This window comes from Bacillus cereus group sp. BceL291 (genome assembly GCF_051776705.1).
Lineage (GTDB): Bacteria > Bacillota > Bacilli > Bacillales > Bacillaceae_G > Bacillus_A > Bacillus_A cereus.
Genome location: NZ_JBPWAP010000012.1, coordinates 26,285 through 51,893, shown reverse-complemented (window position 1 = coordinate 51,893; position 25,609 = coordinate 26,285). Strand labels below are relative to the sequence as shown.

Below are 25,609 nucleotides of genomic sequence, written 5' to 3'. Positions count from 1 at the left end.
AGAAAATTTTATTTTTTTGTATAAATAAAATGTCAAGAAAGATAAAAATTTGATAGAAGAGTATATTGTCATATGAAGATAGTAATTCTTAATGTGACAATATACTCTTTTTCTTTTACTTGTGAGCAGAAAAATGAAGTAGAAGAAACTCGAATATTAAAATGAGTTTATCAGTTTTTGTACGTATTATTATGAAGATTACTGTCGGAAAGATGATAATTCGTATGAAAAGGGATTTTTTAAGGGGAAATCGAATCGTAAAGGGGAGGATAAATTATGTAAAACATAGGGGGATTTATATGAAAATGAAAAAGGTCGCTATCGCATCGATTACAATTGGTACAATGCTTACTATGGCAGCTTGTAGTCCTTCAGCAGATAAAGAAACGGAAAAGAAAGAGCAAGTAACTGCGCAAAAGGATGGAGAAGCAAAAACGACAAGTGCAGATGAAGCTTCAAAAACAACGAAAGATACTGAAAAAGAAACAAATACTTCTTCAAATGAAAAAACAGATAAGGATGCAAAAAATACGAAAGAATCATCAGGAACTGAAAGTAACGGCAAAACGTCAACTCAAAACGAAAATGTAAAAACAAAAGAAAAAGAAACGACAGGAAAAACGAATGATCAAACGACTAGCGGGAAAACAGCAGATCAAAGCACAAGTACAAGCACAAACAATAACGGAAAGGCAACGAAAGATCCGAAGAAAAGTGTTGCTGTGAAAACGAATGTTAAAGAAGTTGTAGCATTAATTGATAGCTTGGACAAGCAGTTAGCTGCTAATCCGAAATTGGAAACAGTGAATAAGCTTGGCAAACAAATTAACGAAAAGTGGGATGTGATTGAAAAAGAGCTAGAAGCATCACATCCGACGGATTCTAAAACAATCGGTCAAAGTATGTATCCGTTAATTGTAGGGGCGGAGAAGGAAAAGATTGATGTTAATAAAATGAAATCATTAACGACGAAAACGAAAAAAGATTTAAATCAGTTATTGACGAAACTTTCATAGTTTCAAAAGCCTACTCGTGTGAGTAGGCCTTTTTTAGGTTGTTGTAATGTGCACAGTATAACTTATTTATTTTCATTTTCAATTACGATGCGAAAGGAACTGAATGCTTGTTGACTGACATAATCTTCTTCGCTAACTTTATAAGGAAATGGAAAAGCGACGAGTTGAAAATTACTTTCTTGATCCACTGAAGGCAATGTGAAATTAAAGATTTGTCTTGTTTCAGGTGCAACCTTAGTATAAACGACTTTTCTATTGTTAAATATTTCAACTTGTTTCCAATCTTTAAAAGCTACGATTGCGTAAGTCATTTCATCATTTGTTTCATTACCGTTTGATAAAATTAATTGCTTGCCTTCCTTTTCAAAGAAGACGGTTTGTAAGTTCTCTTCACGGTTCGTAACAAATACTGGTTCGTAAAGACCATCTTTTAAAATAGCATCTGGATCTATAAGGGGGAGTTTTATTTTTTCGTTTTCTTTCTGAAGAGGATGCATTGAATATCGCATACTTAGAATATCTTCTAAAATAGCTGCTTTATTTAAGTTATTATCTTTTAATTTGTATTCAGATTTTTTTATTATTAAAAAGGTTAATTCACTTGCATTAGGAGAAGTGTGTAAAGAGATTTTCGTAGTCATTGAACTGTTTGGTTTCATATCAAAAAAATAGTGTGATATTTCATTAGTAGTATCTTCTATTTTAAAAGGTTTTTGTTCGTAATCTTCTAGAACAATTAATCCATATTTTCGGTTTTCATTAATAGTATGTACGAATGAGAATGTTACATTAATTTTATTATCCTCACTAGTAATTGTACTGCCATTGTTAATATGTTGGCCTTGATTATCCTTCAATCCGTAAGAAATAGTATTGGTTTGTTGCTCGCGTTTATTTTCTATGGAAGGTGGATGAGGTTGTATGATTGAAGTATTGAACAAAATATAAATTGTAAGTAATGAAATAAGTAAAACACCGCTAATAATATATATTTGTTTCATAAATAGCACCTCAATATATGTAAAATATTAGAGAAAAAAGATATGCAAGATGCATATCTTTTTTCTCTTTCTTACCAGAAAGCTTTTGTTTCGTGATTCACATCATTATAACCACTTAATTTATAGGTATGATTACCGATAGCGTAATCATCTCCATAATAAATGCTTGTGTTCGTCGCTGTAGCACTTACAAAGGATGATTTTTTTGCACTATTACTTTTCGTATTTACTAATGAGCCATCGCCATTGAAAGTTCTTGCTTTTGCATAAACATAGTCTTCGGTCGTAGTTGATTTCGATTTAGCAACTGCATATGGGTTACCAAAAAAGGGAGTATATACGCTAATGTTAGAGTCATTCTTAGGTGCAGCTGCAATAGTCAAACTAGGAACACTAGATGTTTTTGTTGATTGAATTGTATCAAAGTCAACTAAAACGGGCTGCTTGTCTACAGTATCGATCTCTGAAGCACTTGCGTTATTAGTAAAACCAAAACCTAAAACCGCTAACCCTAAAGTTGTCACCGATAAAGATTTTTTCATATTCACTAATTTTCCCACCTTTTTAAATTTTTGAGTTCGAACTCAATTCATACAATATATGAAAATTTCGAAACTCTCAATGGTTTATCCCATACTTAACTTTTCTTTTACTTTCGATTCAACATGTCTTCATTTGCAAAAAAGCGAATATATCTTCTAATGCTTAGCCAGCAAGGGATACAGGTTTAATTTTATGAAATTCATGTAAATTTAAATCTATTCATGTCAGAATCTCTGTTATTTTTAAGTTCATATGGGAAACTTATTAAAAAAAGGATGGTGACAAAAATGACAATCGATCGAATTTGTACAATTGGACCCGCAAGTAATAATAAAGAAACGTTAGCGCAGTTAATAAAGAATGGTATGAAAATTGTTCGACTGAATTTATCGCATGGCACGCATGAAAGTCATAAAGACATCATTCGTTTAGTGAAATCATTAGATGACTCTACTAAATTTTTGGGTGATGTACAAGGACCTAAAATAAGATTAGGTGAAGTGAAGGGAGGGCAAATTACACTTCAGGCAGGAGATTCTTTTATTTTACATACACAACCAGTTACAGGGAGTAATACAGAAGCGAGTGTTGATTATGAAGGAATACCGAATGATGTGAAAGTAGGCAGTAGAATTTTAATTAATGATGGAGAAGTTGAATTAATTGTTGAAAAGATAAGTACGGACAAAATAGAAACGAAGGTAAAAACAGGTGGCAATATCTCATCTCATAAAGGAGTTAATTTACCAGATGCGGCTGTTCGTTTACCAGCTATTACAGAGAAAGATAAAAAAGATATTCAGTTTCTTTTAGAGGAGAATGTTGATTTTATCGCATGTTCTTTCGTAAGAAAACCTAGTCATATAAAAGAAATACGAGATTTTATACAACAGTATAAAGAAACGTCACCTAATGTAATTGCAAAAATAGAAACGATGGAAGCAATCGAGAATTTTCAGGATATATGTAAAGAAGCAGATGGAATTATGATTGCAAGGGGCGATTTAGGAGTAGAGTTACCGTATCAATGCATTCCGCTTTTACAGAAAATGATGATTCAGGAATGTAATCGAACGAATACATATGTCATTACAGCAACACAAATGCTTCAATCTATGGTAGATCATTCTATTCCAACAAGGGCTGAGGTGACTGATGTGTTTCAAGCTGTACTGGACGGGACGAATGCAGTTATGCTTTCAGCTGAAAGTGCATCAGGAGAACATCCAATCGAAAGTGTGAGAACATTACGTCTCGTTTCAGAATTTGCGGAGCATGTTAAAAAAGATGGACCTTTTGCGATGAAAGATGTACTGCAATTACTGCGTGAGTCTCTGGATGAGTAATAAAAAGAGGGCGGATATGCATCCGCCCTCGTGTTTTTCATTCATACTATTCTTGCTCTTGCTCATCCAAAATCTTTTCAAACGCAGCAGATACTTTATCAAACTCTTCATCATTTTCAATGTATGAAAACTCATTATCTTCTTCTACTTTTAAAAAGAAAATATCAATGTCTTCCTCAGTTTCTGTTTGGATATCTTCAACAAAGGCAACTGCAATATATTCTGCGCCTTCGACATCCATCGCTCCAAGTACTTCTACTTCTTGCTCTTCGTTATTCTCATCACTAAGAGTAAACACTTCGCCAACTTCAATATCAGACATATTCATTCTCCTCCTGTTCGACTCTAAAAAATAGAGTGCTCAAACTGCATACATACTAATATATCTTTCCATGAAAAACCAAATTCATACATAAGAAAAACGACTAATAGTTCTTTAGTATAAGTATCCAGCTATTAGGAGCATTATTTGTGTGTGCTACATTACTTAATCCATTCAACAATTGTATCTATAGTCTGTCTTGTTTTATCACGTTTTGGATCTTCTTTACGGTAACCAAAGGCAACCATAACAGATACTTCAAAGTTATCGCCCTGTATAATGCCTTCTTGACGAAGTAAAGAGTCTACTTTCTCTTTATCGAATCCTTCTATCGGACAAGAATCAATACCGATTTGAGCTGCGCTCGTCATCATATTACCTAAAGCAATATAAGTTTGTTTAGATGCCCAATCAAATACAGTACGATCGGATTGTAATAAGTTAAAATCTGTTTCCTGGAACTTTTTGAAGAATTCATATCTAATTTTTTGAGTGTCTTCAGGCAATCCAATAATATCGTTCATCATATATTTAATATACTCTGCATCATAATGCATATCTTTAATGTTTCTTGAAAGAACAATGACGAAATGGCTTGCTGTTGCAAGTTGCCCACCAGCGCCCCATGAATACGGTTGTAGTTTTTCTCTTAATTCTTTATTTTGTACGACAATAAATTTCCAAGGTTCATATCCAAAAGAAGAAGGAGATAATCTGCCTGTTTCTAAAATGAATTTAAAATCCTCTTCTGAAATTTTGTGCATAGGATCGAACTCTTTACATGCATGTCTGAAATGAAAAGCCTCCATAATTTTCTCTTTTGTAATTTCGTTTGTATTTGTCATAAAAGTTCCTCTTTTCTTTAATTTATTTTGTAAGTAAATTATATTTTTAAAGTAACATAGATACAAGTACGCACATTTATGTGGTATAGTATCAAAAAAGATACTAATGTTAAGGGAAGGGATTTATTATGGATTGTTCAAATGAAAATAATATAAATTACCCATTTTTAAATAAATATTCTTGTCCAGTTGAAGCTATGGTTGAGGTAATTGGTGGAAAATGGAAAGGTGTTATTTTGTATCATTTATTAGATGGGAAAAAGAGGTTTAATGAATTAAAAAGATTAAAACCTAATATCACACAAAGAATGTTAACACTGCAGCTTAGAGAACTTGAAGCAGATGGCATCATACATCGTGAAGTATACCGTGAAGTGCCACCTAAAGTAGAATATTCGTTAACCGAGCTTGGTGAATCACTTCGTCCAATGATTCTATTAATGATGGAATGGGCAACTCATAATATGGAGAAAGTTTTGGAGAGTAGGAATGCACAAAATAAAAGTTAATAGATGAAAGTGGTATAGTAGAGAAGGATATGAATTTTTCTTAAATTGGTAGTGAAATTAGAAAACCATATATTATTAAAATAGGTAATTGGATGTTAAAGTTTTGTAAGATTAAATTGAGTATAATTATTTTATGTAAACTAATTGCCCGGTTATCTATCAAATGAAAAATCTATGTATCGTTGATATAGTGTAAATTATGATAGATATATTCGGAAAATCGTTAATATAATTTCACTTATGAAGGTGTTGTTCATTAAGGGAAAAGGGCTGTCATGCGCGGACAGCCCTTTTTTGTTTACCTGATTTACATTTTGAGAATACTTCACAGTCATAACGTAGTAGGCGTAGTAAAATATTTATTCAATGTATTATTTTTCAAAGAAGTAAGCGGAACTTTCATCTCACTACCTTCCTTCATATTCCGCAGCACAACAGTGTTTGTACTAAGTTCTTCTTCACCAATAATAAGCACATAAGGGATATTCTCTTTATTGGCATAATTAAGGGCACGTTTTAATTTGCGTCCTGCTAGTTCGAGTTCGATTTTTAAGGAAGTGGTAGAACGTAATTGCTGGGCAATTTGTAAGCATTGTAATTCTGTCCCGAGCGGGATGATAAATAGATCCGCTGTAGATGAGATTGTTTCTTTCTGCGATAGTGCTGCATAAATAACGTCTAAACCGAATGAAATACCGACTGTTGGATAGTTCATACTATCACCACGGAATGCTCCGATAATGTTATCGTAACGGCCGCCGCTACCTATGCTAGATGTAATTGAGCCATCTTTTAGGAAGATTTCATATACAGTACCTGTGTACATTGTCAGTCCTCTTGCTAAAAACGGATTGAATATCGTATTTTCATTTATTCCGAGAGCGATTAAATATTGCTGTAATTGTTGCAATTCGTTTACGCCATCGGCAACGAGTTGGTTATTGAAAGCTTCTTTAAAGTCAACAATTGTAAGCTTTAGACAAGATAATACAGTATTACATATTGTATCAGCCATTTCTTCAGAAATTCCGCGCTCTAATACATCTTTTCGTACACCATCAATCCCAATCTTTTCGATTTTGTCTAATGATAAAATGACGTCATTTGTTAATTCAGTAGGGATGTTAATGGCCTGAAGAATACCATTTAACAATTTTCGGTTATTATATTGGATCGATATCTCTAAGTTTAATGTTCGGAACAGCTCAAACGCCATGCTCATGAGTTCCGCTTCAGCCATGACTGATTCTACACCGACAATATCAACGTCGCATTGTATAAATTCACGAAATCTTCCTTGTTTAATTGGCCCATCTCGAAATACTTTCCCAATTTCATAACGTTTAAAAGGGAGGCGGAGGTTCGGGTTCATTGCCACAACTTTTGCGAATGGAATAGTTAAATCGTATCGTAAGGCAATATCACGTTTTCCTTGATCTTGAAGTGTATATATTTCTTTTAATATTTCATCACCACCGCCGTACTTGTAAGACATAAGCTCATACATATTTAACGTCGGCGTTTCTAAAGGTTTGCATCCGTATCGTCCAAACGTATCTTCACAAGCTCTTTTAATTTTATTTCGCAGCACTTGCTCCTCTGGTAAATAGTCTTTCGTTCCTTTTACATTTCTCATTTCCATCATAATCACTCCTTTTTTAAATTAAAAAAAGCTATGCAGGTATAAAAATACCCACATAGCTTTATGAACGCTTCGTGGGTCAACAGGAAAAGCCCTGTACCCACGAAGAAAAATTTTTCTTCGGATACACGGCGTTACGTATGATGATGAAGTTGGAAAGAAGTATTAACATTTCACATGACAAATCTCTCCTTAACATAAGTTTTTCCAAATTATATCAGATGATTTTTGAATTATCAATATTTTTAGTTTTGAAATATACGTGAAGTTATGTAGGAGAAATGGAAAAGGGTGTATAATAAAACTTAATAATATGAAATAACCTTTTAAGGAGAACGTTATGAAAAAAGATAAAACAAATGCGATGCGAATATTAGATAAAGAAAAAATTGAATATTCGATGATGTCATATGATCCAGACGATGGAAAAATTGATGGCGTATCAGTAGCTGAGAAAATTGGACGAGAAGTGAGAGAAGTATATAAAACGTTAATTGCTCAAGGGAATAGTAAAAATTATCATGTGTTTATCATTCCGGTAGATGAGGAACTAAATTTAAAAGCTGCCGCAAAAGCAGTAAGTGAAAAGAAAATTGAAATGATTCCTGTTAAAGATATTACGAAAGTGTCAGGATACATTCGCGGCGGTTGTTCACCAGTTGGAATGAAAAAGCTATTTTCTACATGTATTGATGAAAGTGCCCAATCACTTGAAACGATGATAGTGAGTGGCGGGAAAATTGGTATACAAATTGAGCTTAAAGTAGAGGACTTGGCGAAAGTGACGAGAGCGCAGTTTGGTGAAGTAACGAAATAATGATACATAGGAAAAGAAGTTCTAGTTTTATCCCGCTATTCGCCGGGAAGTAAGACCCTCACCTCAAAATTCAGCGGAAGCAAAGAAATTAGATGGGGATCAACTATTTGTACTCCTGTCTATATAATTTAAACGAATAAATAGCTCCAATAAAGAATACAAAAGCTTCAAATAATATAAAGATTTGACGGAAATTCTCAATATCTTTACCAACTAAAGAAATAAATATAGCATTCATTAGAATTTGAGTAGTAAACATACGAGAAGTAATTTTTAAATAAATAGTATTTGTTCTTTCAACCGGTTTACCAATTTTTTTGTAAATAATAATAAGTGCAATTACTGAACCCAAAAATAGAAGTGCTGTAAGTCCTACAACGATATTAAAATTGGCTGTACTTTCTAACATCCATTTATTTAATAGATCAATCATTATTATCTTCCTTTCCTACATAAGAGAATATTTTGTTCTTCTTTTTCACTATAATAAAAAAAGGAAAAAGAAAACATCGAACTTTCTTACAAACATTCGTGTATTCTTACAGTTTTGTCATTTTGTAAATGTATTCATCGCCCTGTTTTTCACTATTTTCTTTGGAAAACATAGTGAATTACGAGAAAGGGCGCTACAAAATCAACTTCCGAGAACAAAAATTATGTAAATAAGCTGTTCACTGGATTCTCGTAGAAAACTGTGGTGAGATAAAATTTTTGATTTTGTAGCACTTTAAAATCTTAGCTAGAGGGCTATTTATCGGTATCCCACAATAAAAAGGCAGGAACATATCAAATATGCTCCTGCCTTTGATTTTATTAAGTTTAATATCTATGACCTAAATATAATAGAATTTGGAGCTTCTTTTTATTTTAAGTAGATTGGGTAATTAGACTATAACATTAATGTTTATCGTTGAATATCATAATAATATAATGGGGGTGATGTTATATGGCTCTTACTACAGGACCAATTGAAAACGTAGGAAATCAACCTGCTAATGCAAATAAAGTTAGGGTGAAAATCCTTAACCGTACTGCGGGCCCACTTACTGGAGTAGCTAGAGTTTTTAGACTTGACGGTTCATTAGTATTAATTGAACAGGTAAACTTCAATGTGAATTCTAATGCTTCTACTTTTGTAACTCTAAGCTTAGTTCATCCTGCTTTTGGACAAGCATTTGAATATGAAGTTCAAATTGTTCCTAATCAACCTGGTGGACTATATAGTGTTTATGGACTAACAGCTGACAGTGTTATCATTACTGCACAACGTATTGTGAACTCAGAATTGACACAGTTTCTTTAATTAAAATAGATTGGTGCCTAAATGGTATCCAATCTATTTTTGTACGTATTATTCAGAGAAAGAAAGGTTTTACACAAAAATAAAGACAGTTATGGAAAAGGGAAAAGTCGAGCTATCATCTTGATTTTTATTATTTCTGTCTTAGACTGTATCTGTTTTGTTGCACGGTTTTCTTTGAATGCTTTTTATTCAAACTGTTTTTTTAAGTATTTATCAAATATGCATTATTGCATAAATAAATTAAAATTTATAAGTTAATATTAAACTACTTTTTAGTTGTAAAGAATATGTTAATAATCTTTATAAGAGAAGGATATTCCTTGTAAAAAGTGAAATTGTTTGGAATGTGAATAAATAAAAAGTTTAGAAGTGATACAGACTGGATAGAGTCTTGTATTAAATAAACAGAAAAGGGGTAGGGGTTTCTAAAAGGTTTTGGGGGTTAGAAAGCACTTTTTAGTTAATAGCTTTAAATTATATTTTAAAGGGGAATGGGTATATGAAGTTTCGAAATACAAAGATTGCTATGGTTACACTATCTTCATTTTTTATTTTAGGTTCTGCATCGCTATCATTCACAGATACTATACACGGTGAAGTAGCTCCTGCATCAGCACAAGAGAGTATTGTGAAAAATTATGACGATACATATTATAATAACGCAATAGGAAAAACGGGGTTAGAATTAAAGAAGGAACTGCATAATATTATTGATAATCATACAAAGCTATCATACAGTGCGGTTTGGGAAGCGCTAAGAGATACTGATGAGGACCCAAATAATAAAAATAATGTGATACTCTTATATACTGGTCGTTCGCAAGGGAAACTTACGAATGGATCAGGAGTAAATAACTGGAACCGAGAGCATGTTTGGGCAAAATCTCACGGTGACTTTGGAACGACTGCAGGACCTGGAACAGATCTACATCATTTAAGAGCGACGGATGTATCTGTAAATAGTTCACGTGGAAATCTAGATTTTGATAATGGTGGTGTGAATCATTCTGAGGCGACAGAATGTAAATATGATAGTGATTCTTGGGAACCTCGTGATAGTGTAAAAGGAGATATTGCTAGAATGCTGTTTTATATGGCTGTTCGTTACGAGGGAGACAACGGCGAAATAGATTTAGAACTAAATGAAAAAGTAAATAACAATAAAGATCCATACATGGGGAAACTATCTGTCTTATTAAAATGGAATGAACAAGACCCGGTCGATGATTTAGAGCGAAAGCGTAATGAAGTGATTTTTACAAAATATCAACATAACCGCAATCCTTTTATTGATTATCCTGAATGGGTAAATAAAATCTGGAACTAAGATCTTTAAAGGTATTATATTTTGATAAAAGGGATTGATCATTATGATCAATCCCTTCTTATATTTTTACTAGAATAAATGATTTTTATAGGACTAGTGAGGGAAATAGAATAGATATTTATATGGAACGATAGTACTTATTTATCTAGTTAAGTATTTAGTAAGGTCCCCACTCAATATTCACCCCAACAATAAGAAAAACAAGTCCAATGATAAACCAAATGAGTGCAAGTGGAGCCATGAAACGAATCCATTTTCCATAAGAAATGCCGCTCGCTGCGAGAACGCCCATTAAAACACCGGAAGTTGGATTAAGGCAGTTTACTACACCCTCGCCGAGCATAACAGCCTGTACTGTAACTTGGCGTGTAATGTGCATGAAATCAGCTAATGGAGCTAATATCGGAATGAAAATAACCGATTCTCCTGTCCCGGATGAAATAAGGAAATGTAATGCAGCACTACTTACGTACATACCGATAACGCCAAATACAGGGCTTTGTCCTTCAAGAGACTGTGCGAGCTGGTTAACGATTGTATCAAGTAATTTTCCTTGTTCTAAAATGACTGAAATACAGCGAGCCATTCCGACGATTAAAGCACCATATATGAGATTTTGGCAGCCCGCTAGAAAAGTAGAAGCGATATCGTTTGCTTTCATGCCACCTATTATTCCGGCTGTAATTGCTATGAAAATAAAAGTAGCGGTCATTTCTGCGTCCGTCCAATGTAGACGAAAAGCGCCTATTAAAAATGCAATTAATGATAAAGCTGAAACGAGTAAAATTAATTTATGACGTATCGTCCAAGGAACTTCTTTTTTCTCTGCTTCCTTTTCGCTTGAAAGAGCGTTACTTGGAAACCAGTTGTCGCCAAGAATGCTTCCTTTATTCAATTTTTTCAAGCGCTTTACATACCAATTAATATAAAGGATAGTGGCAAGTAAAAAAGATATATAGATAGCTGTGCGTAAACCAATTCCCGAAAACATCGGAAGTTCTGCGATCTTTTGTGAAATGCCTAAAGGTGAGGGGGATAAAATAGTAGCGTTAAAACCAGCATAAGTGCCTAAATAAATAATTGCTACACCGACGATAGCGTCCCATTTTAATGTGCGTGCAACGATGATACCAATGGGGATAAAACCGATAACTGAATTAACGATAATGCCAGTCGTTCCGAGAATAGAAAAAAGTGCGGCAACGATACATATGAAAAGTAATTGCTGATTACGAAATTTGTTAATAACATGATAGATTAAACCGTCAAGGGCACCTGTCTTTTCAAGAATTGCAATGGCTCCACCTGTAAATAAAATTAAAAAGATAATCGGAGCAGCAAGTGTCATTCCTTTTTCAATAGCGGTAAAAAAAGAAACAAATCCTACAGGTGATTGTGGAACAGAATGATAGCTTCCTGGTATTGTCGTTGTAACGGTCCCGTTTGTAACTCTTTTAAATTCTCCAGCGGGAACGAAATAAGTAGCAATGGCGCAAAGTAAAGCAATAAAAAATAGTAGTACGTACGCATCAGGCATTTTAAACTTTTGTTTACTAGGTTGTTTTTTTGCCTCAGTTTGTATTTGCATAAAATTCCTCCTTCTTCACTTGATTAATTTTAATATTCTGAATTCGATCCGTGAAATAGATTATAATAAAGGTAGCTTCTTAAGGCAATAGTTTTTGTATCCTTTTCCCGCACATACAAATTATTGCAATATTAGACAGGGAAACGATAATAAGCCAAGAATATGTTTATGTAGAAAGAAAAAGGAAAAGAGGGAACAAGATGTGGAAAACTACAGATCTATGTGATGAATTTGAAAAGGAATTACAAATATGTCGCCAGTCTTTTCGGTCTTTTGGGAAGAAAGAACAATTCCACGGGAAAATTGCAACTGTAAAAGTGAAAGATGATAATGTACTAGTGAAGGAAGGATTGCAAACATTACCAGAAGGAACAGTATTAGTTGTTGATGGCGGAGCGTCTAGGAATTGTGCTTTACTTGGTGATAATTTGGCAGCTATTGCGGAAGAAAGAAAGCTAGCAGGAATTATTGTGAATGGGTATGTTCGTGATTCTAGTGAACTAAAGAATATTAATATTGGTATTTTAGCGTTAGGAACGATGCCAAATAGAAGTGTGAAAGAAGGAAAAGGAGAACGAAATATTTCATTGCACTTTGGACAAGTGGATTGGAATCCAAATGAATATGTCTATGCGGATGAAGATGGCGTCATTATTAGTGAAAAGAGTTTACATAGTTAAGAGTTAATAAGTTATTATTCTTAGAAAATAAATCCGATAAAGCATGGACAAAATTCTTTGTCAATAGTAAAATAATACAGAAATTTAAAATTTACAGAATGTATAGGTTTATCGTTTTACGATAACTTAAATGGAAGTAAGTTGTGCCAAGAAAAGTGAATGTTATCACAATGATACGTTCATAAACAAAATTATTTTTCCTATACAAATATAGCCGCGAATAATGCGGGTAGGAGGTGTTGTACATTTTTGTTCGACACTTACAAAAAGAGAGTGTCAATCGCACGCCCTTGAAGGGCCTTTTTTTGTGTAAATGGTAGTAAGGGAGGAAATTTTGGGATGGCAATGTTGAAAAAGTGGCTGCTTACGTCGTTAATGGCAGTGACACTTGTATTTGTTTCTTTTGCGAATACAGTACATATTACGTTTGCTGAAGAAAATACAGCAAAACTTGCAATTATTGGGGAATCACAAAAAGGCATTATGTTATGTCCGAAAGAAGAGCAAATTAAAGATGGGGAAACAGCTTTAAGTTTGCTGCAAAAGGTCATGGGGGACAAGGTAGAATCTGAAACGATGTCGTTTGGAACATATGTAAAAGGCATCGATGGTTTAATGGCCGGGGCTACAAGTGCTTGGCTGTATGATGTAAATGATAAGTCTGCAGAAGTCGGAGCAGATAGTTATAAATTAAAATCTGGAGATGTTGTTGTCTTTCGCTTTGTTTCAGACTGGAGCAATATAAGCCAGGAAACATTGAAAGAAACGTTAGATAAGTTCGGGACGTGTAAAACAGAAGAACCAAAGACGGATGATCCAAAACAAGAAAAACCAGAAGAGCCAAAGACGGATGATCCAAAACAAGAAAAACCAGAAGAGCCAAAGACGGATGATCCAAAACAAGAAAAACCAGAAGAACCAAAGACGGATGATCCAAAACAAGAAAAACCAGAAGAACCGAAGACGGATGATCCAAAACCAGAACAACCAGAACAACCAGAACAACCAGAACAACCACAGCAAGAGAACATTCAAGATCCAAGTGCACAATTAAACGAAGCCATTTCTAAAACATCAGATAAGATGTTACAAGATGGAATTGAAAGTGACTGGGTAGCTGTAGCGCTTTCTCGTTCTGGAAAGAATGTGCCAATTGAGGCAAAATTAAATTATGTTAAGTCAGTAACTGAAAAAGTAGAAAAGCGCATTAATCGTTTTTCAGCGACAGATTTAGCTAGAACAATTATTATGATGAATGCAATGAGTGCAGACCCTAAAAATGTAGGTGGACATAATTTAGTTCAAAAATTGTATGAGTCAGATAAAGTGAATTCTGTTACAGGTTATGCATTTGCTTTACTTGCATTTGATACGAAGAAGTATGAGATTCCAGTTGAATCAAAATGGAACAGAGTTGCTCTAGTGGAAGCACTGTTAAATAATCAGCATACAGACGGTGGATGGACTTATAATAGTTCAGGTAGTAAAGATAGTGCTAGTAGCGTTGATGTAACAGGTATGGTTTTATCAGCATTAGCTCCTTATCAAGAGCGATCAGATGTGAAACCAGCTATACAAAAAGCTGTTGCGTATTTATATAACGAACAGCTGCAAAATGGTGGTTTTTCAGCTGATGGACAAGAAAATTCAAATAGTACTGCGCAAGCAATTATTGGATTATCGCTTGTTAAAGGTGTAGATCAAAACCGTCTTCATAAGGCAATGCAAAACCTATTATCATATCAACTTTCAAATGGTGAATTTAAATGGTTACCAAGTGATCAAAATGGTAACGGAATGGCTACAGAACAGGCTCTTTTAGCATTACTTCAATTTAAGGAAATGGGAAAATCTATTTATGATTGGTCTAATGTAGACGCTGGTGATGTAATTAAGCCAAAACCGATTGAAGAGCCAGAAAAGGTCGTTGAACCAGAAAATAATGTAGTAGAAAAAGAAGTTACTGAAGAACCGAAAGAACAAGACCAAGTACAACAAGAAACAAAAGATGAAAATCTAAAAGTAGTTGTAGATAACGAACCGGTTAAGAATAAAAAAATCGGAAACGGTAACAGTCTACCAAAAACAGGAGCATCTTCTCATAGTCCAGCAACAGAAGTAGGTATGGGTGTATTATGTATTGCTTCTGCATATGTATTATGGAGACGTAAAGCAGCTTAACAAAAAATTAGGAGCAATTATTTGCTCCTAATTTTCGTATGAAAGGTGAGAGATAGGATGAGTAAGGTGAAATGGTTCATTTCTTTACTGCTTTCGCTCGGGCTACTTGCCGGATGTGAAGAGGCAGCTGTAAAGCCTGAGAAGAAGGTAGAACCGAAGCAAGAAGAGGTAGCGAAACAAAAAGAACAAAAAGATGAAGCGAAGCCGGAAGAAAAAACAAAAGAAAAGCAAGCTGAATCAGAGCAAAAGCAGCAAGAAGAACAGAAAGAGAAACAAGAACAAAAAGTAGAAGAGAAGCCGAAAGAGGAAAAGCCGCAGGCACAACCAGAGGTAAAGAAAGAAGAGAAACAACAGGAACAACCGAAAGAGCAACCTGCTGTAAATAAGCAACCAGAGCAGCAACAAGTACAAGAAGAGAAACAACAACCGAAAGCACCAGAAGTAAAAGAAGAAGCAAAGGTTGTGAATCAGCCGAAAGAAACACCGAAGCAGGAGCAAAAAGAAGATCCGAATAAAGCGGAGAAAACGATACCGACTCCGGCAGTACCAAAACCTGAACCACCAAAACCAGATCCAGTACCAGTACCGAAACCGCAAGCAAAACAAGTAACAATCTCAGTAAAAGGAAATAACGGATATATAATGGGTGCGAAAAAGATGGATGTACAAGATGGCGATACTGTGTATAAAGTATTGCAACGTACAGGATTAGATGTTGATGCAAGCGGATCTAGAGATAGTATTTATGTAAAAGGTATTAATGATTTATATGAAAAAGATATTGCGGATACTAGTGGATGGAAATATCGTGTGAACGGTGCTTTTCCAAACCATAGTGCTGGTGTAGCTACGGTAAAACCAGGAGATACAATTGAGTGGGTATACGTATTACAATAAGAAAGGCATTCGGTAAAGGGCTATGAAAATAAGTTTTTCTTCTTTACATCCTTTTGTGAATTTTTTCTATTATATCGGGGTGATGATACTATGTATGATGTGTCTTCATCCTCTTTTTTTAATTGGAGCAATAGTATTAATTATTATGTTAAATGTGATGCAAGGAAATAGCGAAAAGATAAGAAAGATGCTACCGAGCACAATTGTTTTCTTCTTTATGGTAATTTTATTTAATTCGTTATTAACGCATAGAGGTCGAACTACGTTATTTTGGTTAGGTGATAGCCGTATTAAGCTTGAGGCGATTATGTTTGGAATAGTAATGGGGTTATTACTAGTTGCAGTTATGTTTACGTTTGCGTCATACAATGATATTATTTCCAGTCATAAATTTTTATATTTGTTTTCAAGAATTTCACCGAAAGTTGCATTGTTAACGATGATTACAGTGAGATTTGTTCCTTTGTTTATAAGGCGATTAAAGAAAATCACACTCGTTCAAAAGACGAAAGGTGTGCAGGTAGATTCAGGTTCGATAATTGAACGCGTCAAAAATGGTATGCAATTGCTGCAAGTATTATTAATTTGTTCATTAGAAGATGCACTGCAAACGGCAGATTCTATGCAAGCTCGTGGATTTGGTGTAACGAAGCGTACGACGTATATTCGCTATAGAATGGAAAGGCGCGATTGGTATACGCTCAGTTATTTAATCATTTTATTTATAGCTGCTATTATATGTAGTAATTATGGCGGGGGGAAATTGATTATTTATCCGAAAGTCGAATCGATTCTATTTCAGCAATACGATGGGATGATGTTTGTCGTATTTACGATGTTTATTAGTTTACCAATCATAATGGAAGGGAGAGAATGGATATGGTGGCGCATGCAGAAATAAACAATTTATCATTTGTATATGCTGATGAAAATGAAAAAGCGTTACAGCATATTTCTCTTTCTGTTCAAAAAGGTGAGTTTATTGCACTTGCTGGAGGATCGGGATCTGGGAAGACGACTTTATTAAAACATTTTAAAAAGGAGTTACTTCCAATTGGTACGCGTTCTGGAGAGATATTTTATGAGGGTGTTTTAATAGAGGAAGTAGCTGATTTGTTATCTGCCCAAGAAATTGGGATGGTATTTCAAAACCCAGAAAATCAGATCGTTATGGATACAGTAATTCAAGAATTAGCATTTTCTTTAGAAAATATCGGATTATCATCACATATTATTCAAAAAAGAATAGCAGAGCTTATTAGCTTTTTAGGATTTCAAGATTTATTGCATCAATCTGTTCACACGTTATCTGGTGGGCAAAAGCAACTTGTTAATTTAGCTGCGGTATTAGTTATGCAGCCGAAATTGCTATTATTAGATGAACCGACAGCGCAGTTAGATCCAATCGCTGCAAAAGAGTTTTTAGGATTATTAAAACGGATTAATGAAGAACTTGGAATTACGATTATTTTAAGTGAACATCGTTTAGATGAAGTTATCCCGCTTGCAACACGCGTTGTTTGTATGGATAATGGCCGTATTATGTATGATGGTAGTCCTAAATTTGTTATTACGGATATGTGGGGAGTAGAATCATTCCGTCCATTTATTCCGCAAATTCCAAGGCTATTTTTAGAGTGGAATGTGAGAGATATTCCGTTTACAGTGCGAGAGGCGCAAATGAAAATGAATGATTTTGCAGCGATATCATATGTAAATGAGCCAATAGCACAAAGTGAAAAGCAAGAGGTTATTTTAAGCGCAGAGCATATTTCGTTCCAATATGAAAAAAATAGTCCGCTTATTTTACATGATTTATCAGTTTCGATTGAAAAAGGAAAATGGGTAGCGCTCGTTGGGAAGAACGGTACAGGTAAGTCTACACTGTTAACGATTTTAGCAGGATTACAAAAAGCGAGAAGAGGGAAAGTAAAGTGGAACGGAAAAGTGATACATAAAATTGATTCGAAAGAACGATTTAAAAGTATTGGGTATGTATCGCAGCATCCGTATTATCATTTTACATTTGATACAGTATGGGACGAGGTTTATGAACGTGCACGTGAATTATACGGAGAACAAGGAAAAGAAATAGCAGAAGATACGCTAAAACAGTTTTGGTTGTATTCGCTTAAAGAACGCCATCCGCACGATTGTAGCGGAGGAGAGCAACAACTTCTTGCATTATGTACAACGTTATTATCAAAGCCGACTTTATTATTACTTGATGAACCGACAAAGGGATTAGATCCATGGAAGAAAGAAAGAGTAGGAGAGCTATTTAGGAAGCTACAAAAAGAAGGTACAACAATTGTAATGGCAACGCATGATATTGAGTTTGCAGCGAAATACGTTGATCAATGTATGATGTTATTTGATGGAACAGTCATTATGAATGATGCACCGAAAGAATTTTTTAGCGGCAACTTCTTTTATACAACATCTATTAACCGATTCATTCGAAAAGAATTGCCATATGCATTAACGTGGGAGGATGTGTACGAAGCTTGTCCAAAAGATATGTTGCATTCATAATATGTATCTTTGCAGTAATAATCGGCACATTACTCCTTACGACACTTGTCATGGACGGTTATTACATGTTAAGTAGTTTGTTTATATTAGCGGTTATTATGTTACCTTTCTATATCCGTTTTGAAAGAAAGGCGTTTGTTTCACGTGAAATTGTTCTCGTTGCTGTATTAGCGGCAATTGCAGCAGTAAGCCGGGTGCCATTTTCTATTTTACCAAGTGTACAACCAACTTCTTTTGTCATTATCGTTTCTGCAATTGTATTTGGTAGTGAAACTGGTTTTATGATTGGTGCTACAGCAGCAATCGTATCTAATATTTTTTTAGGACAAGGTCCATGGACACCGTGGCAAATGTTTTCATGGGGCATGATTGGTTTTATAGCAGGTTTACTTCGTAATACATTTTTTATGAAAAAGCTATGGGGAAGACTTCTTTACGGAGTAATTGTTGGCTTTTTATTTGGCTGGATTATGAATTTCTGGGGTCTTCTCGGTTTTATACGAGAAGCAACATGGGAAACTGTCATTTCGTATTATATCGCAAGTTTTTACTTTGATTTGAGCCATGCGATTTCGAATGTTATTTTCTTATTACTATTTAGTACTTCATGGATTACGATTCTTACAAGATTTAAAAAGAAATACGGTATATTAGATGAGCATAACGTGACATAGAAAAGCATACTCATATAAGGTAGGGTCGCGACTTACATATTCGTTTGCCTCTTTCATGCTTCTTACATATTGTAAGGAGCATTTTTTTGTCAAAAAATCGATTTAATATACATCCGTTATTATATAAAATTATTTGTATAATGGTAGGTGAGAACTTTTTTCAAAAGGGAGGTGTATAGTTAATGAAGTTAGTTATTCCGAAGCAACATGGTGCATGGGCTATGCTTGTTATTCCTTTTTTATTAAGTGTCATACTTGGGAAACCTACTATTTATCATATTCCATTGTTTTTAGCGTGGTTTTTTATCTATTTAGCCACGTATCCATTTCTTACGTACATAAAGCAAAGACGAAAAAAAGAGTTTTTACAAGCTGCCATTGTTTATTTCAGCATTGCGTTCCTATTTGGGATGATTTCTTTATTATATGGGTGGCGAATTCTTTTATTCGTAATAGTAATGATTCCATTATTTATAGTGAATATGTATTACGCTCGTCAAAAAAATGAAAGAGCACTATTAAATGATATTTGTGCGATTATTGTATTTTGTATCGGTGGATTAATTAGTTATTACTTTTCAATGAAGCAAATCGATCATACAGCTATATTCATTGCACTTATTTCATTTTTATACTTTTTAGGTAGTACGTTCTATGTGAAAACGATGATTCGTGAAAAAAATAACCCGAAGTATCGTCTTATATCTTGGGGATATCATATCGTATTAACAATAATCATATTTGTGATTAATCCCTGGTGTTCTCTTATTTTTATACCAAGTGCCATTCGAGCAATTGTGTTGTATGGCAAAAAAATTTCTATTATAAAAGTAGGAATTTTAGAAATTGCTAATTCTGTATATTTTTTAATCATAACGGCAATAATTATGAAGTATGCCATTTGAAAAAACTTCCCATCAATTGATGGGAAGTTTTTAATCTTTTTCTAAAATGTGAACGGTGTACTCGCAACGTTGAATAGCTTGTTCAACAGCATAAAGTGATTGTTCAATACGAGCGCGATTAAAATCTTTTTCAACTGTTTCGAGCGCTTCTTCTAAACAATTTTTAGCTTCTTGTAATGATTGAAAAGAATCTTGTACATATCCGCGAGCATTTTGATGCATTTCATAATCCTCCTTGCGTGTTCGTATATGGGTAGTATGAACAGTAAGGAAGAAAATATAATTTGTTATATTTATTTGACAATTAAAGTGGAATTACGTATAGTAAGAATTAAGTGAATATTTTCTTATCCAGAGAGGTGGAGGGACTGGCCCGATGAAACCCAGCAACCGCGATGCAGGTGCTAATTCCAGCAGAACATATTTGTTCTGGGAGATAAGACGAAGATATATACGTAACTTCTTCTTATCGGAGAGGTTTTTTTATTGCAAAAAAACCGATTACGAAAATTTATATTAAGAAGAAAGGGGTTGCGCATTACTGTGACACTCGAAAAATACGTAAAACTGCGTAGTACAGTTTATGAATATATGATAGAGCAAGATAAGCCGATATCATTGTTAGATATTCAAGAACATATCGTTTCGCATCATGAAGGGAAATTCACGAAAAAGATGTTGCATCAATTTTATTTATCAAGATTATTAGACGAACTAAAACTGGATGGGAAAATTACATTAGCTGATGAATATCTCTATGCTGAAAAAGGGGTATTGTATAAGGCGAGAAAAGGGAGCTAAGCTCTCTTTTTTTCTTAAAATAACGGAGTATGTAGAGTAAAAGACTGCTAAAGCAGCCTGATACAGGGAATGGTGTTGAGTGTGTAGTGTCAAAAATTGAATGTGCCTGAAAGAGGCAATTCATATCGGCTGCAAATGAAAAGAGACACCTTCGCCGAATAGGTGTCAGTCGTTTTGTCATATAGACTTGCTATTTGACAGTTATTAGAATAACATACAGGATTTTTGAAGTCAAAAGGGAATTAAAGGAAGGGGTACAATTATGTACGCTTACTTATTAAAAGATATAACGAAATGGATCCCAAAGTACATTGTAGATAAGGGATATGAATATTATGAAGATGGACATGTAGAAGATGTTGAAATACATGATAAAAAAGTGTTTGCTTTCGTTACTGGAAATGCAGGAAATTATGAAGTAGTTATCGATCTCGAAGATTTTTCAGAAAGTAGCTGCGAATGTCCATATGAGAATCTTTGTAAGCATATGGCGGCAGTTGTTTATGATATTCAAGGTGCTGGTGAGAGTGCAGTTAAAGAGAAACTGAGAGATTTAGAAAAAGAAGAATTACTTATATTATTGAATCGATTATTGCAAAGTTCGAAAAACGTACAGATTGTAGAGAAGATGTTAAAGAAGGGGTAACTTTAACGTATAGAGGGAGTTGTTATGTAGTGAACGTACTAATTGTATACGCTCATCCTAATCCTTCAAGTTTTAACGCGGCGATTTTAAATCATGTGCAAAAAGGACTACCGGAAACAAATCATTCAGTTACGCTGCTTGATTTATACAAAGAACAATTTGATCTAGTCCTCGTATTTAATGAAGAGAAGAAAAGACGTGATTTAGTAAATGAAGAAGAAACAGCTCGGTACAGAACGTTAGTAGAAGAAGTAGATACACTTTTATTCATCTATCCAATATGGTGGTGGGGGATGCCAGCAATTTTAAAAGGATTTATCGATCGTATTTTCGTAGCTGGATTTGCTTATAAATATGAAGGGGCTCTGCCGAAAGGATTATTGCAAGGGAAAAAAGCATGGGTTATTAATAAGTTAGACTCGCCCCTATGGTACGTCGCATTGTTATATCGATCAGCAGATTGGATTATGATGAAGAGAGGTGTTTTACGTTTTTGTGGCATTCGCAATATAAAACGGTCAGTGTTTCAATCTGTGAAAAAGAGTAAAGTATCAAAGCGTGAAAAATGGTTATTACAAATAGAAGAAAAGGCTCGTACATTATGAATGAAGTCGACCGTATTATAAACTGTGTTCAGTATGATGGCGAACTTTTTCGGAAGTATGTTACGCGTTTACTTCAATTGAAAAAATGTAGCGAAACATTTCAGCAAATTCAAATAGAGTTAAGAAATGATTATTTAATAAGAGGAATTTGTGAAAGAGAAGTAGATGAGATAGTACGGGGAAGTAAAGAATATGAAATGTATTTTCTTCCTAAAGCGTTACAGTGGAATTTTTTGAGTGAACATCCACACTTAATCGGAAAAATTTGCGAAGATTTTTTTGCATTTGAGTCATTACATCTTACGGAGATAGAGTGGGAGAAGATTATAAATTGCATGGGAAATAAGTGATTTATTATGTAAAAAAGCTAGTATAAAACTAGCTTTTCGTTTAAATAAATAAGAAGCATAGACTAATGATAAAACCCGCATATAGTAAGTTCACAACACAAAATCCCATAATGTCACGAGCACCTAAACCAGCTATCGCTAATGCTGGTAATGCCCAGAAAGGTTGAATTAAATTCGTCCAAGCATCGCCCCATGCAATTGCCATTGCTGTTTTTGCAGCAGGTACACCAAGTTCAGCGCCAGCTGGAATCATAATTGGTGCTTGCACAGCCCATTGACCGCCGCCAGATGGAACGAAAATGTTAACAATGCCAGCACTTAAAAATGTAAAGAGCGGAAAAGTCGTTTCATTTGAAATGCTAATAAAGAAATTAGAAATAGCTCCTCCAAGTGAAAGTCCTTCACTATTTGCTCCAATCATCATGCCCATAATTCCTGCGTAAAACGGAAATTGAAGTAAAATGCCAGAAGCACTTTTCGTAGAGTCTGAAAAAGCGCGAATATACTGAATCGGAGTACTGTGGAAAATAAGACCTGCAATTAATAACATAAAAATCACGATATCGAGAGTAAGGTTAAAACCTTTCGTATAAAAGTAATTGAAAATATAAATGAGACCTAACAATCCAACGCAAAGTGTAATAATAATGCTATTTTCCATCTTTTCAGCGAATGTATTTTTTTCTACTTTTTGAGCAGCGGCTTCTTCATGGAACACGCTAGGATCTACAGTGATCGTATGTTTTTCATCTGGATGCATCGCCTTATTAATGAGAGGCATCGTAATGAGAAAAATAATAACTGGAACGAGAGCGTATGGTGAGAATAACGTTTCTGTTATTGGAATCGCCTCTTTAATACTTCCAGCAGTCGTTTTAATTAACGTTTCACCGCCTGTTGCTAACGTAAGAGGGATGGAGGCAGAAAGACCCGCATGCCAAATGAGAAATCCAGAGTAAGAAGAGGCGATTGCTAGTCTATAATCTAATCCGTCCAGCTGCCTTGCCACTTCTTTTGCGTATAAAACAGATACAACAATTCCAAAGCCCCAGTTTATGTATGCACCAAGTAAACTTACAATTGAAATGGCAATAATGCCTTGTCCATTCGTTTTTGGTAGTCTGGCAGCTTTCGTTAATCCTTTTTTTATAAGAGGAGCATTTGCTAAAGCAGATCCAGTCACGAGTACAAGTGCCATTTGCATAGAAAAGGCGAGGAGTCCCCAAATTCCATTACCCCAGTGATTAATCATTTCTACAGGGGTTTGGTGAGTCGCAAACATACCAAAGAAGATAACGAAAACAGTTAGTAAACATGATAAAATAAACGGTTCTGGCAAGAAGCGTTGCACTAAGGCGACGCAACCATTTGTAAAGGAACGAAACAAAATAGATCAGCCTCCTTATGTATATGTAGTACAATTATTCGAGGGTGTTTGGGAGATAACCTTTAAACATATAGAAAATTCTGAAATTTAAAATGATTGTCCTTATATATAAAAATGTTATTTCATTTGCATCGAAGTATAATGCAACCACCGGTTTCAAACATTTGCTACTCTTAGGTTACATCATTCTACTTCTCTATTCTTATGAATTTTTATAATCTATAGTAAAAATAAAATTATAGGAGTTGAAAATCATGGAATTTTATAAAAAGCTAAAAGAAGAACGTTTAAAGCATAACTTATCACAAGAAGAACTAGCTCTTAAATTAAACATAAGCAGACAATCAATTTCTAAATGGGAGCTTGAAAAAGGCTATCCGAATATTGAAACACTTATTACATTAAGTGATTTATTCAATATTAGCATTGACGAATTAATTAAAGGAGATGATTTCTTGAAAGATAAAATCATCAAAGAAGGGAAAAGGGGGGAATTAAAAATGACAGATCAATTCAAATGGTTATATGTAATGAGTTCGATTTTGGTAGTATTTTGGCTTTTTGTACTTCCTTGGTCCAATCCATCAGGTCTAATATTAAGTATAATTAATCTCATAGCTGTTACTTATTTTGTAATTGTCGTTAACTATATCAAAAATAATAAGAAAAATTTTTTTAATTAAACTTTAAAATTAAAGCCGACAGCCAGTCAGAGTATGAATATTATCCAATTGCTGTCGGCTTTAGTTAATTCAGATTTAATTTAAATTTTGGATACTCGAATTGTTGAAGTAATGGTAGTATCTCCATGCCTATCAAGTTAAAATCTTATACCAACCCCAGAACGGAATTTTTGTACAATTTTTTTGTTGTTTAGCAATCAGTCCAGATTGTTGAATAAAATGTGTTGAAATCAAATAAATAAGCCATTTAGGAGGTGGAATTGCTAATGAAACAACAAGAACAAGTTATCTTTCGTGAGGTTCAGCGGCCACAACAAATTTGGATATGGATACTCATATTAGGGATCGCCATACTGATGTGGTATGGATTTATTCAACAAATTATCTTTGATATTCCGTTTGGAGATAAACCAGCTCCTAATGGTGCATTAATTGTCTTGTGGTTAGTTTTTGGGATTGCTTCTCCTATATTAATGCTTGGGGTATTGAAGCTAATTATTGAGGTTCGTGGAAAAGGTCTTTATGTTCGTTTTGTACCTTTTCATTTTCAATATAGGGAGTATCTCCTCAAAGATATACGTAACTATGAAAGTATTACTTACAGTCCGTTAAAAAGATTTGGAGGATGGGGAATTCGTTTTAATTTTAAGGGTGAAAAAGTCTATAACATGAATGGAAAGAAAGGCATAGAGTTAAAGTTGATATATAATTCAGTTGTAATAGGTACTCAAAAACCGGACGAACTAAAAAAAGCATTGGACTCGGCAAAACAGCATAATGAAAATTAAACTGTAGCAAATGAGCGCTTTAATGGAGGAGAGGTCACAAAAATAATCAAACTCTTTTATGATGGAAACATTCATTACGTGATTAGTAAATTCAAACACAATAGCCAATGTGTTACTAACGATTATTTGGATTTTATTGACACTCTTCGTAACTTTTTATTGGATTGCTAATAAAAAGTTTAATTATGAATAACTATGATGAGGATAGTAGATTTACG

28 protein-coding genes and 1 riboswitch are annotated in these 25,609 nt (G+C 34.3%); of the genes, 19 read left to right on the top strand and 9 right to left on the bottom strand.

The features are described 5' to 3' along the window. Nucleotides 1–299 precede the first annotated feature (299 nt). Complete coding sequence (locus tag ACS2CR_RS10830) at nt 300–1,016, top strand: hypothetical protein (RefSeq protein ID WP_000782538.1); 717 nt, start codon at nt 300–302, stop codon at nt 1,014–1,016. 62 nt (nt 1,017–1,078) lie between these two features. Here the strand turns inward: ACS2CR_RS10830 and ACS2CR_RS10825 are convergent, their stop codons facing one another. Continuing rightward, nucleotides 1,079–2,017 carry a hypothetical protein gene (locus tag ACS2CR_RS10825; protein WP_153602591.1) on the bottom strand — a complete coding sequence of 313 codons (939 nt, stop codon included), beginning with the start codon at nt 2,015–2,017 and terminating at the stop codon, nt 1,079–1,081. 71 nt (nt 2,018–2,088) lie between these two features. Further along, a complete protein-coding gene (locus ACS2CR_RS10820) occupies nt 2,089–2,565 on the bottom strand; it encodes a hypothetical protein (protein WP_001056346.1) in 477 nt (158 codons plus the stop codon). A 282-nt stretch (nt 2,566–2,847) separates the two neighbouring features. On the opposite strand from ACS2CR_RS10820, the gene ACS2CR_RS10815 reads away from it, so the two are divergent. After that, on the top strand, nt 2,848–3,906 hold the full coding sequence (locus ACS2CR_RS10815) for a pyruvate kinase (RefSeq protein WP_053512615.1): 1,059 nt from the start codon (nt 2,848–2,850) through the stop codon (nt 3,904–3,906). Nucleotides 3,907–3,952: 46 nt separating this feature from the next. Here the strand turns inward: ACS2CR_RS10815 and ACS2CR_RS10810 are convergent, their stop codons facing one another. Then, the gene (locus ACS2CR_RS10810) at nt 3,953–4,234 is read right to left on the bottom strand and encodes a DUF1292 domain-containing protein (RefSeq protein ID WP_002005464.1); all 282 of its coding nucleotides are present in this window, start codon (nt 4,232–4,234) and stop codon (nt 3,953–3,955) included. Nucleotides 4,235–4,389: 155 nt separating this feature from the next. Beyond that, entirely contained in the window at nt 4,390–5,073 is a 684-nt protein-coding gene (locus ACS2CR_RS10805; protein WP_000185717.1) for an NAD(P)H-dependent oxidoreductase, read from the bottom strand. Nucleotides 5,074–5,201: 128 nt separating this feature from the next. On the opposite strand from ACS2CR_RS10805, the gene ACS2CR_RS10800 reads away from it, so the two are divergent. Continuing rightward, the gene (locus ACS2CR_RS10800; RefSeq protein WP_000340650.1) at nt 5,202–5,582 is read left to right on the top strand and encodes a winged helix-turn-helix transcriptional regulator; all 381 of its coding nucleotides are present in this window, start codon (nt 5,202–5,204) and stop codon (nt 5,580–5,582) included. A gap of 331 nt (nt 5,583–5,913) precedes the next feature. On the opposite strand, the gene ACS2CR_RS10795 is transcribed toward ACS2CR_RS10800, so the two are convergent. Further along, nucleotides 5,914–7,227 (bottom strand): histidine--tRNA ligase, encoded by a 1,314-nt coding sequence (locus ACS2CR_RS10795; protein ID WP_100240250.1) that lies wholly within the window; start codon nt 7,225–7,227, stop codon nt 5,914–5,916. Between the two features lie 337 nt (nt 7,228–7,564). Here ACS2CR_RS10795 and ybaK point away from each other — a divergent pair, with 337 nt between their 5' ends. Further along, a complete protein-coding gene (ybaK, locus tag ACS2CR_RS10790; RefSeq protein WP_000710861.1) occupies nt 7,565–8,041 on the top strand; it encodes a Cys-tRNA(Pro) deacylase in 477 nt (158 codons plus the stop codon). Between the two features lie 103 nt (nt 8,042–8,144). Here the strand turns inward: ybaK and ACS2CR_RS10785 are convergent, their stop codons facing one another. Continuing rightward, on the bottom strand, nt 8,145–8,474 hold the full coding sequence (locus tag ACS2CR_RS10785; protein WP_000566272.1) for a hypothetical protein: 330 nt from the start codon (nt 8,472–8,474) through the stop codon (nt 8,145–8,147). Nucleotides 8,475–8,987: 513 nt separating this feature from the next. Here ACS2CR_RS10785 and ACS2CR_RS10780 point away from each other — a divergent pair. Next, nucleotides 8,988–9,344 (top strand): hypothetical protein, encoded by a 357-nt coding sequence (locus tag ACS2CR_RS10780; protein WP_053512614.1) that lies wholly within the window; start codon nt 8,988–8,990, stop codon nt 9,342–9,344. Between the two features lie 499 nt (nt 9,345–9,843). Continuing rightward, the gene (locus tag ACS2CR_RS10775; RefSeq protein ID WP_053512613.1) at nt 9,844–10,671 is read left to right on the top strand and encodes an endonuclease I family protein; all 828 of its coding nucleotides are present in this window, start codon (nt 9,844–9,846) and stop codon (nt 10,669–10,671) included. 157 nt (nt 10,672–10,828) lie between these two features. On the opposite strand, the gene ACS2CR_RS10770 is transcribed toward ACS2CR_RS10775, so the two are convergent. Further along, nucleotides 10,829–12,259 carry a YfcC family protein gene (locus ACS2CR_RS10770; RefSeq protein WP_053512612.1) on the bottom strand — a complete coding sequence of 477 codons (1,431 nt, stop codon included), beginning with the start codon at nt 12,257–12,259 and terminating at the stop codon, nt 10,829–10,831. 200 nt (nt 12,260–12,459) lie between these two features. On the opposite strand from ACS2CR_RS10770, the gene rraA reads away from it, so the two are divergent. The 7 genes from rraA to ACS2CR_RS10735 all read left to right on the top strand — a co-directional run bounded on the left by rraA (nt 12,460) and on the right by ACS2CR_RS10735 (nt 20,131). Beyond that, nucleotides 12,460–12,939 (top strand): ribonuclease E activity regulator RraA, encoded by a 480-nt coding sequence (gene rraA, locus ACS2CR_RS10765; protein WP_000266033.1) that lies wholly within the window; start codon nt 12,460–12,462, stop codon nt 12,937–12,939. Between the two features lie 339 nt (nt 12,940–13,278). Then, nucleotides 13,279–15,120, top strand: coding sequence for a DUF4430 domain-containing protein (locus ACS2CR_RS10760; RefSeq protein WP_284558945.1), 1,842 nt, complete (start codon nt 13,279–13,281; stop codon nt 15,118–15,120). 57 nt (nt 15,121–15,177) lie between these two features. Then, complete coding sequence (locus ACS2CR_RS10755; RefSeq protein WP_000048903.1) at nt 15,178–16,017, top strand: DUF4430 domain-containing protein; 840 nt, start codon at nt 15,178–15,180, stop codon at nt 16,015–16,017. A 22-nt stretch (nt 16,018–16,039) separates the two neighbouring features. Further along, nucleotides 16,040–16,918 carry an energy-coupling factor transporter transmembrane component T gene (locus ACS2CR_RS10750; RefSeq protein WP_002101120.1) on the top strand — a complete coding sequence of 293 codons (879 nt, stop codon included), beginning with the start codon at nt 16,040–16,042 and terminating at the stop codon, nt 16,916–16,918. After that, nucleotides 16,891–18,552 (top strand): ABC transporter ATP-binding protein, encoded by a 1,662-nt coding sequence (locus tag ACS2CR_RS10745; protein ID WP_053512609.1) that lies wholly within the window; start codon nt 16,891–16,893, stop codon nt 18,550–18,552. Before ACS2CR_RS10750 ends, ACS2CR_RS10745 begins: the two co-directional genes overlap by 28 nt. Then, entirely contained in the window at nt 18,525–19,226 is a 702-nt protein-coding gene (locus ACS2CR_RS10740) for an ECF transporter S component (RefSeq protein WP_000044907.1), read from the top strand. Before ACS2CR_RS10745 ends, ACS2CR_RS10740 begins: the two co-directional genes overlap by 28 nt. A gap of 182 nt (nt 19,227–19,408) precedes the next feature. After that, on the top strand, nt 19,409–20,131 hold the full coding sequence (locus ACS2CR_RS10735; RefSeq protein ID WP_153602717.1) for a YwiC-like family protein: 723 nt from the start codon (nt 19,409–19,411) through the stop codon (nt 20,129–20,131). A gap of 30 nt (nt 20,132–20,161) precedes the next feature. On the opposite strand, the gene ACS2CR_RS10730 is transcribed toward ACS2CR_RS10735, so the two are convergent. After that, nucleotides 20,162–20,353 (bottom strand): hypothetical protein, encoded by a 192-nt coding sequence (locus ACS2CR_RS10730; protein WP_000554032.1) that lies wholly within the window; start codon nt 20,351–20,353, stop codon nt 20,162–20,164. Nucleotides 20,354–20,475: 122 nt separating this feature from the next. Next, nucleotides 20,476–20,574, top strand: a riboswitch (SAM riboswitch). Nucleotides 20,575–20,674: 100 nt separating this feature from the next. Between ACS2CR_RS10730 and ACS2CR_RS10725 the strand changes: the two genes are divergently transcribed. The 4 genes from ACS2CR_RS10725 (at nt 20,675) to ACS2CR_RS10710 (ending at nt 22,533) form a co-directional block, all read left to right on the top strand. Then, a complete protein-coding gene (locus ACS2CR_RS10725) occupies nt 20,675–20,932 on the top strand; it encodes a hypothetical protein (RefSeq protein WP_000171476.1) in 258 nt (85 codons plus the stop codon). A 262-nt stretch (nt 20,933–21,194) separates the two neighbouring features. Further along, entirely contained in the window at nt 21,195–21,578 is a 384-nt protein-coding gene (locus ACS2CR_RS10720) for an SWIM zinc finger family protein (RefSeq protein WP_053512608.1), read from the top strand. A 29-nt stretch (nt 21,579–21,607) separates the two neighbouring features. Beyond that, a complete protein-coding gene (locus tag ACS2CR_RS10715) occupies nt 21,608–22,183 on the top strand; it encodes an NAD(P)H-dependent oxidoreductase (protein ID WP_001101651.1) in 576 nt (191 codons plus the stop codon). Next, the gene (locus ACS2CR_RS10710; protein WP_053512607.1) at nt 22,180–22,533 is read left to right on the top strand and encodes a group-specific protein; all 354 of its coding nucleotides are present in this window, start codon (nt 22,180–22,182) and stop codon (nt 22,531–22,533) included. The genes ACS2CR_RS10715 and ACS2CR_RS10710 overlap by 4 nt, the downstream gene beginning before the upstream one ends. Nucleotides 22,534–22,573: 40 nt before the next feature. Here ACS2CR_RS10710 and ACS2CR_RS10705 read toward each other — a convergent pair whose 3' ends face one another. Beyond that, complete coding sequence (locus tag ACS2CR_RS10705) at nt 22,574–23,920, bottom strand: short-chain fatty acid transporter (RefSeq protein ID WP_153602716.1); 1,347 nt, start codon at nt 23,918–23,920, stop codon at nt 22,574–22,576. A gap of 254 nt (nt 23,921–24,174) precedes the next feature. Between ACS2CR_RS10705 and ACS2CR_RS10700 the strand changes: the two genes are divergently transcribed. Both ACS2CR_RS10700 and ACS2CR_RS10695 read left to right on the top strand, forming a co-directional pair. Beyond that, the gene (locus ACS2CR_RS10700) at nt 24,175–24,603 is read left to right on the top strand and encodes a helix-turn-helix domain-containing protein (protein WP_053512606.1); all 429 of its coding nucleotides are present in this window, start codon (nt 24,175–24,177) and stop codon (nt 24,601–24,603) included. Between the two features lie 266 nt (nt 24,604–24,869). Continuing rightward, a complete protein-coding gene (locus tag ACS2CR_RS10695) occupies nt 24,870–25,391 on the top strand; it encodes a DUF6141 family protein (protein WP_053512605.1) in 522 nt (173 codons plus the stop codon). Nucleotides 25,392–25,609 lie beyond the last annotated feature (218 nt).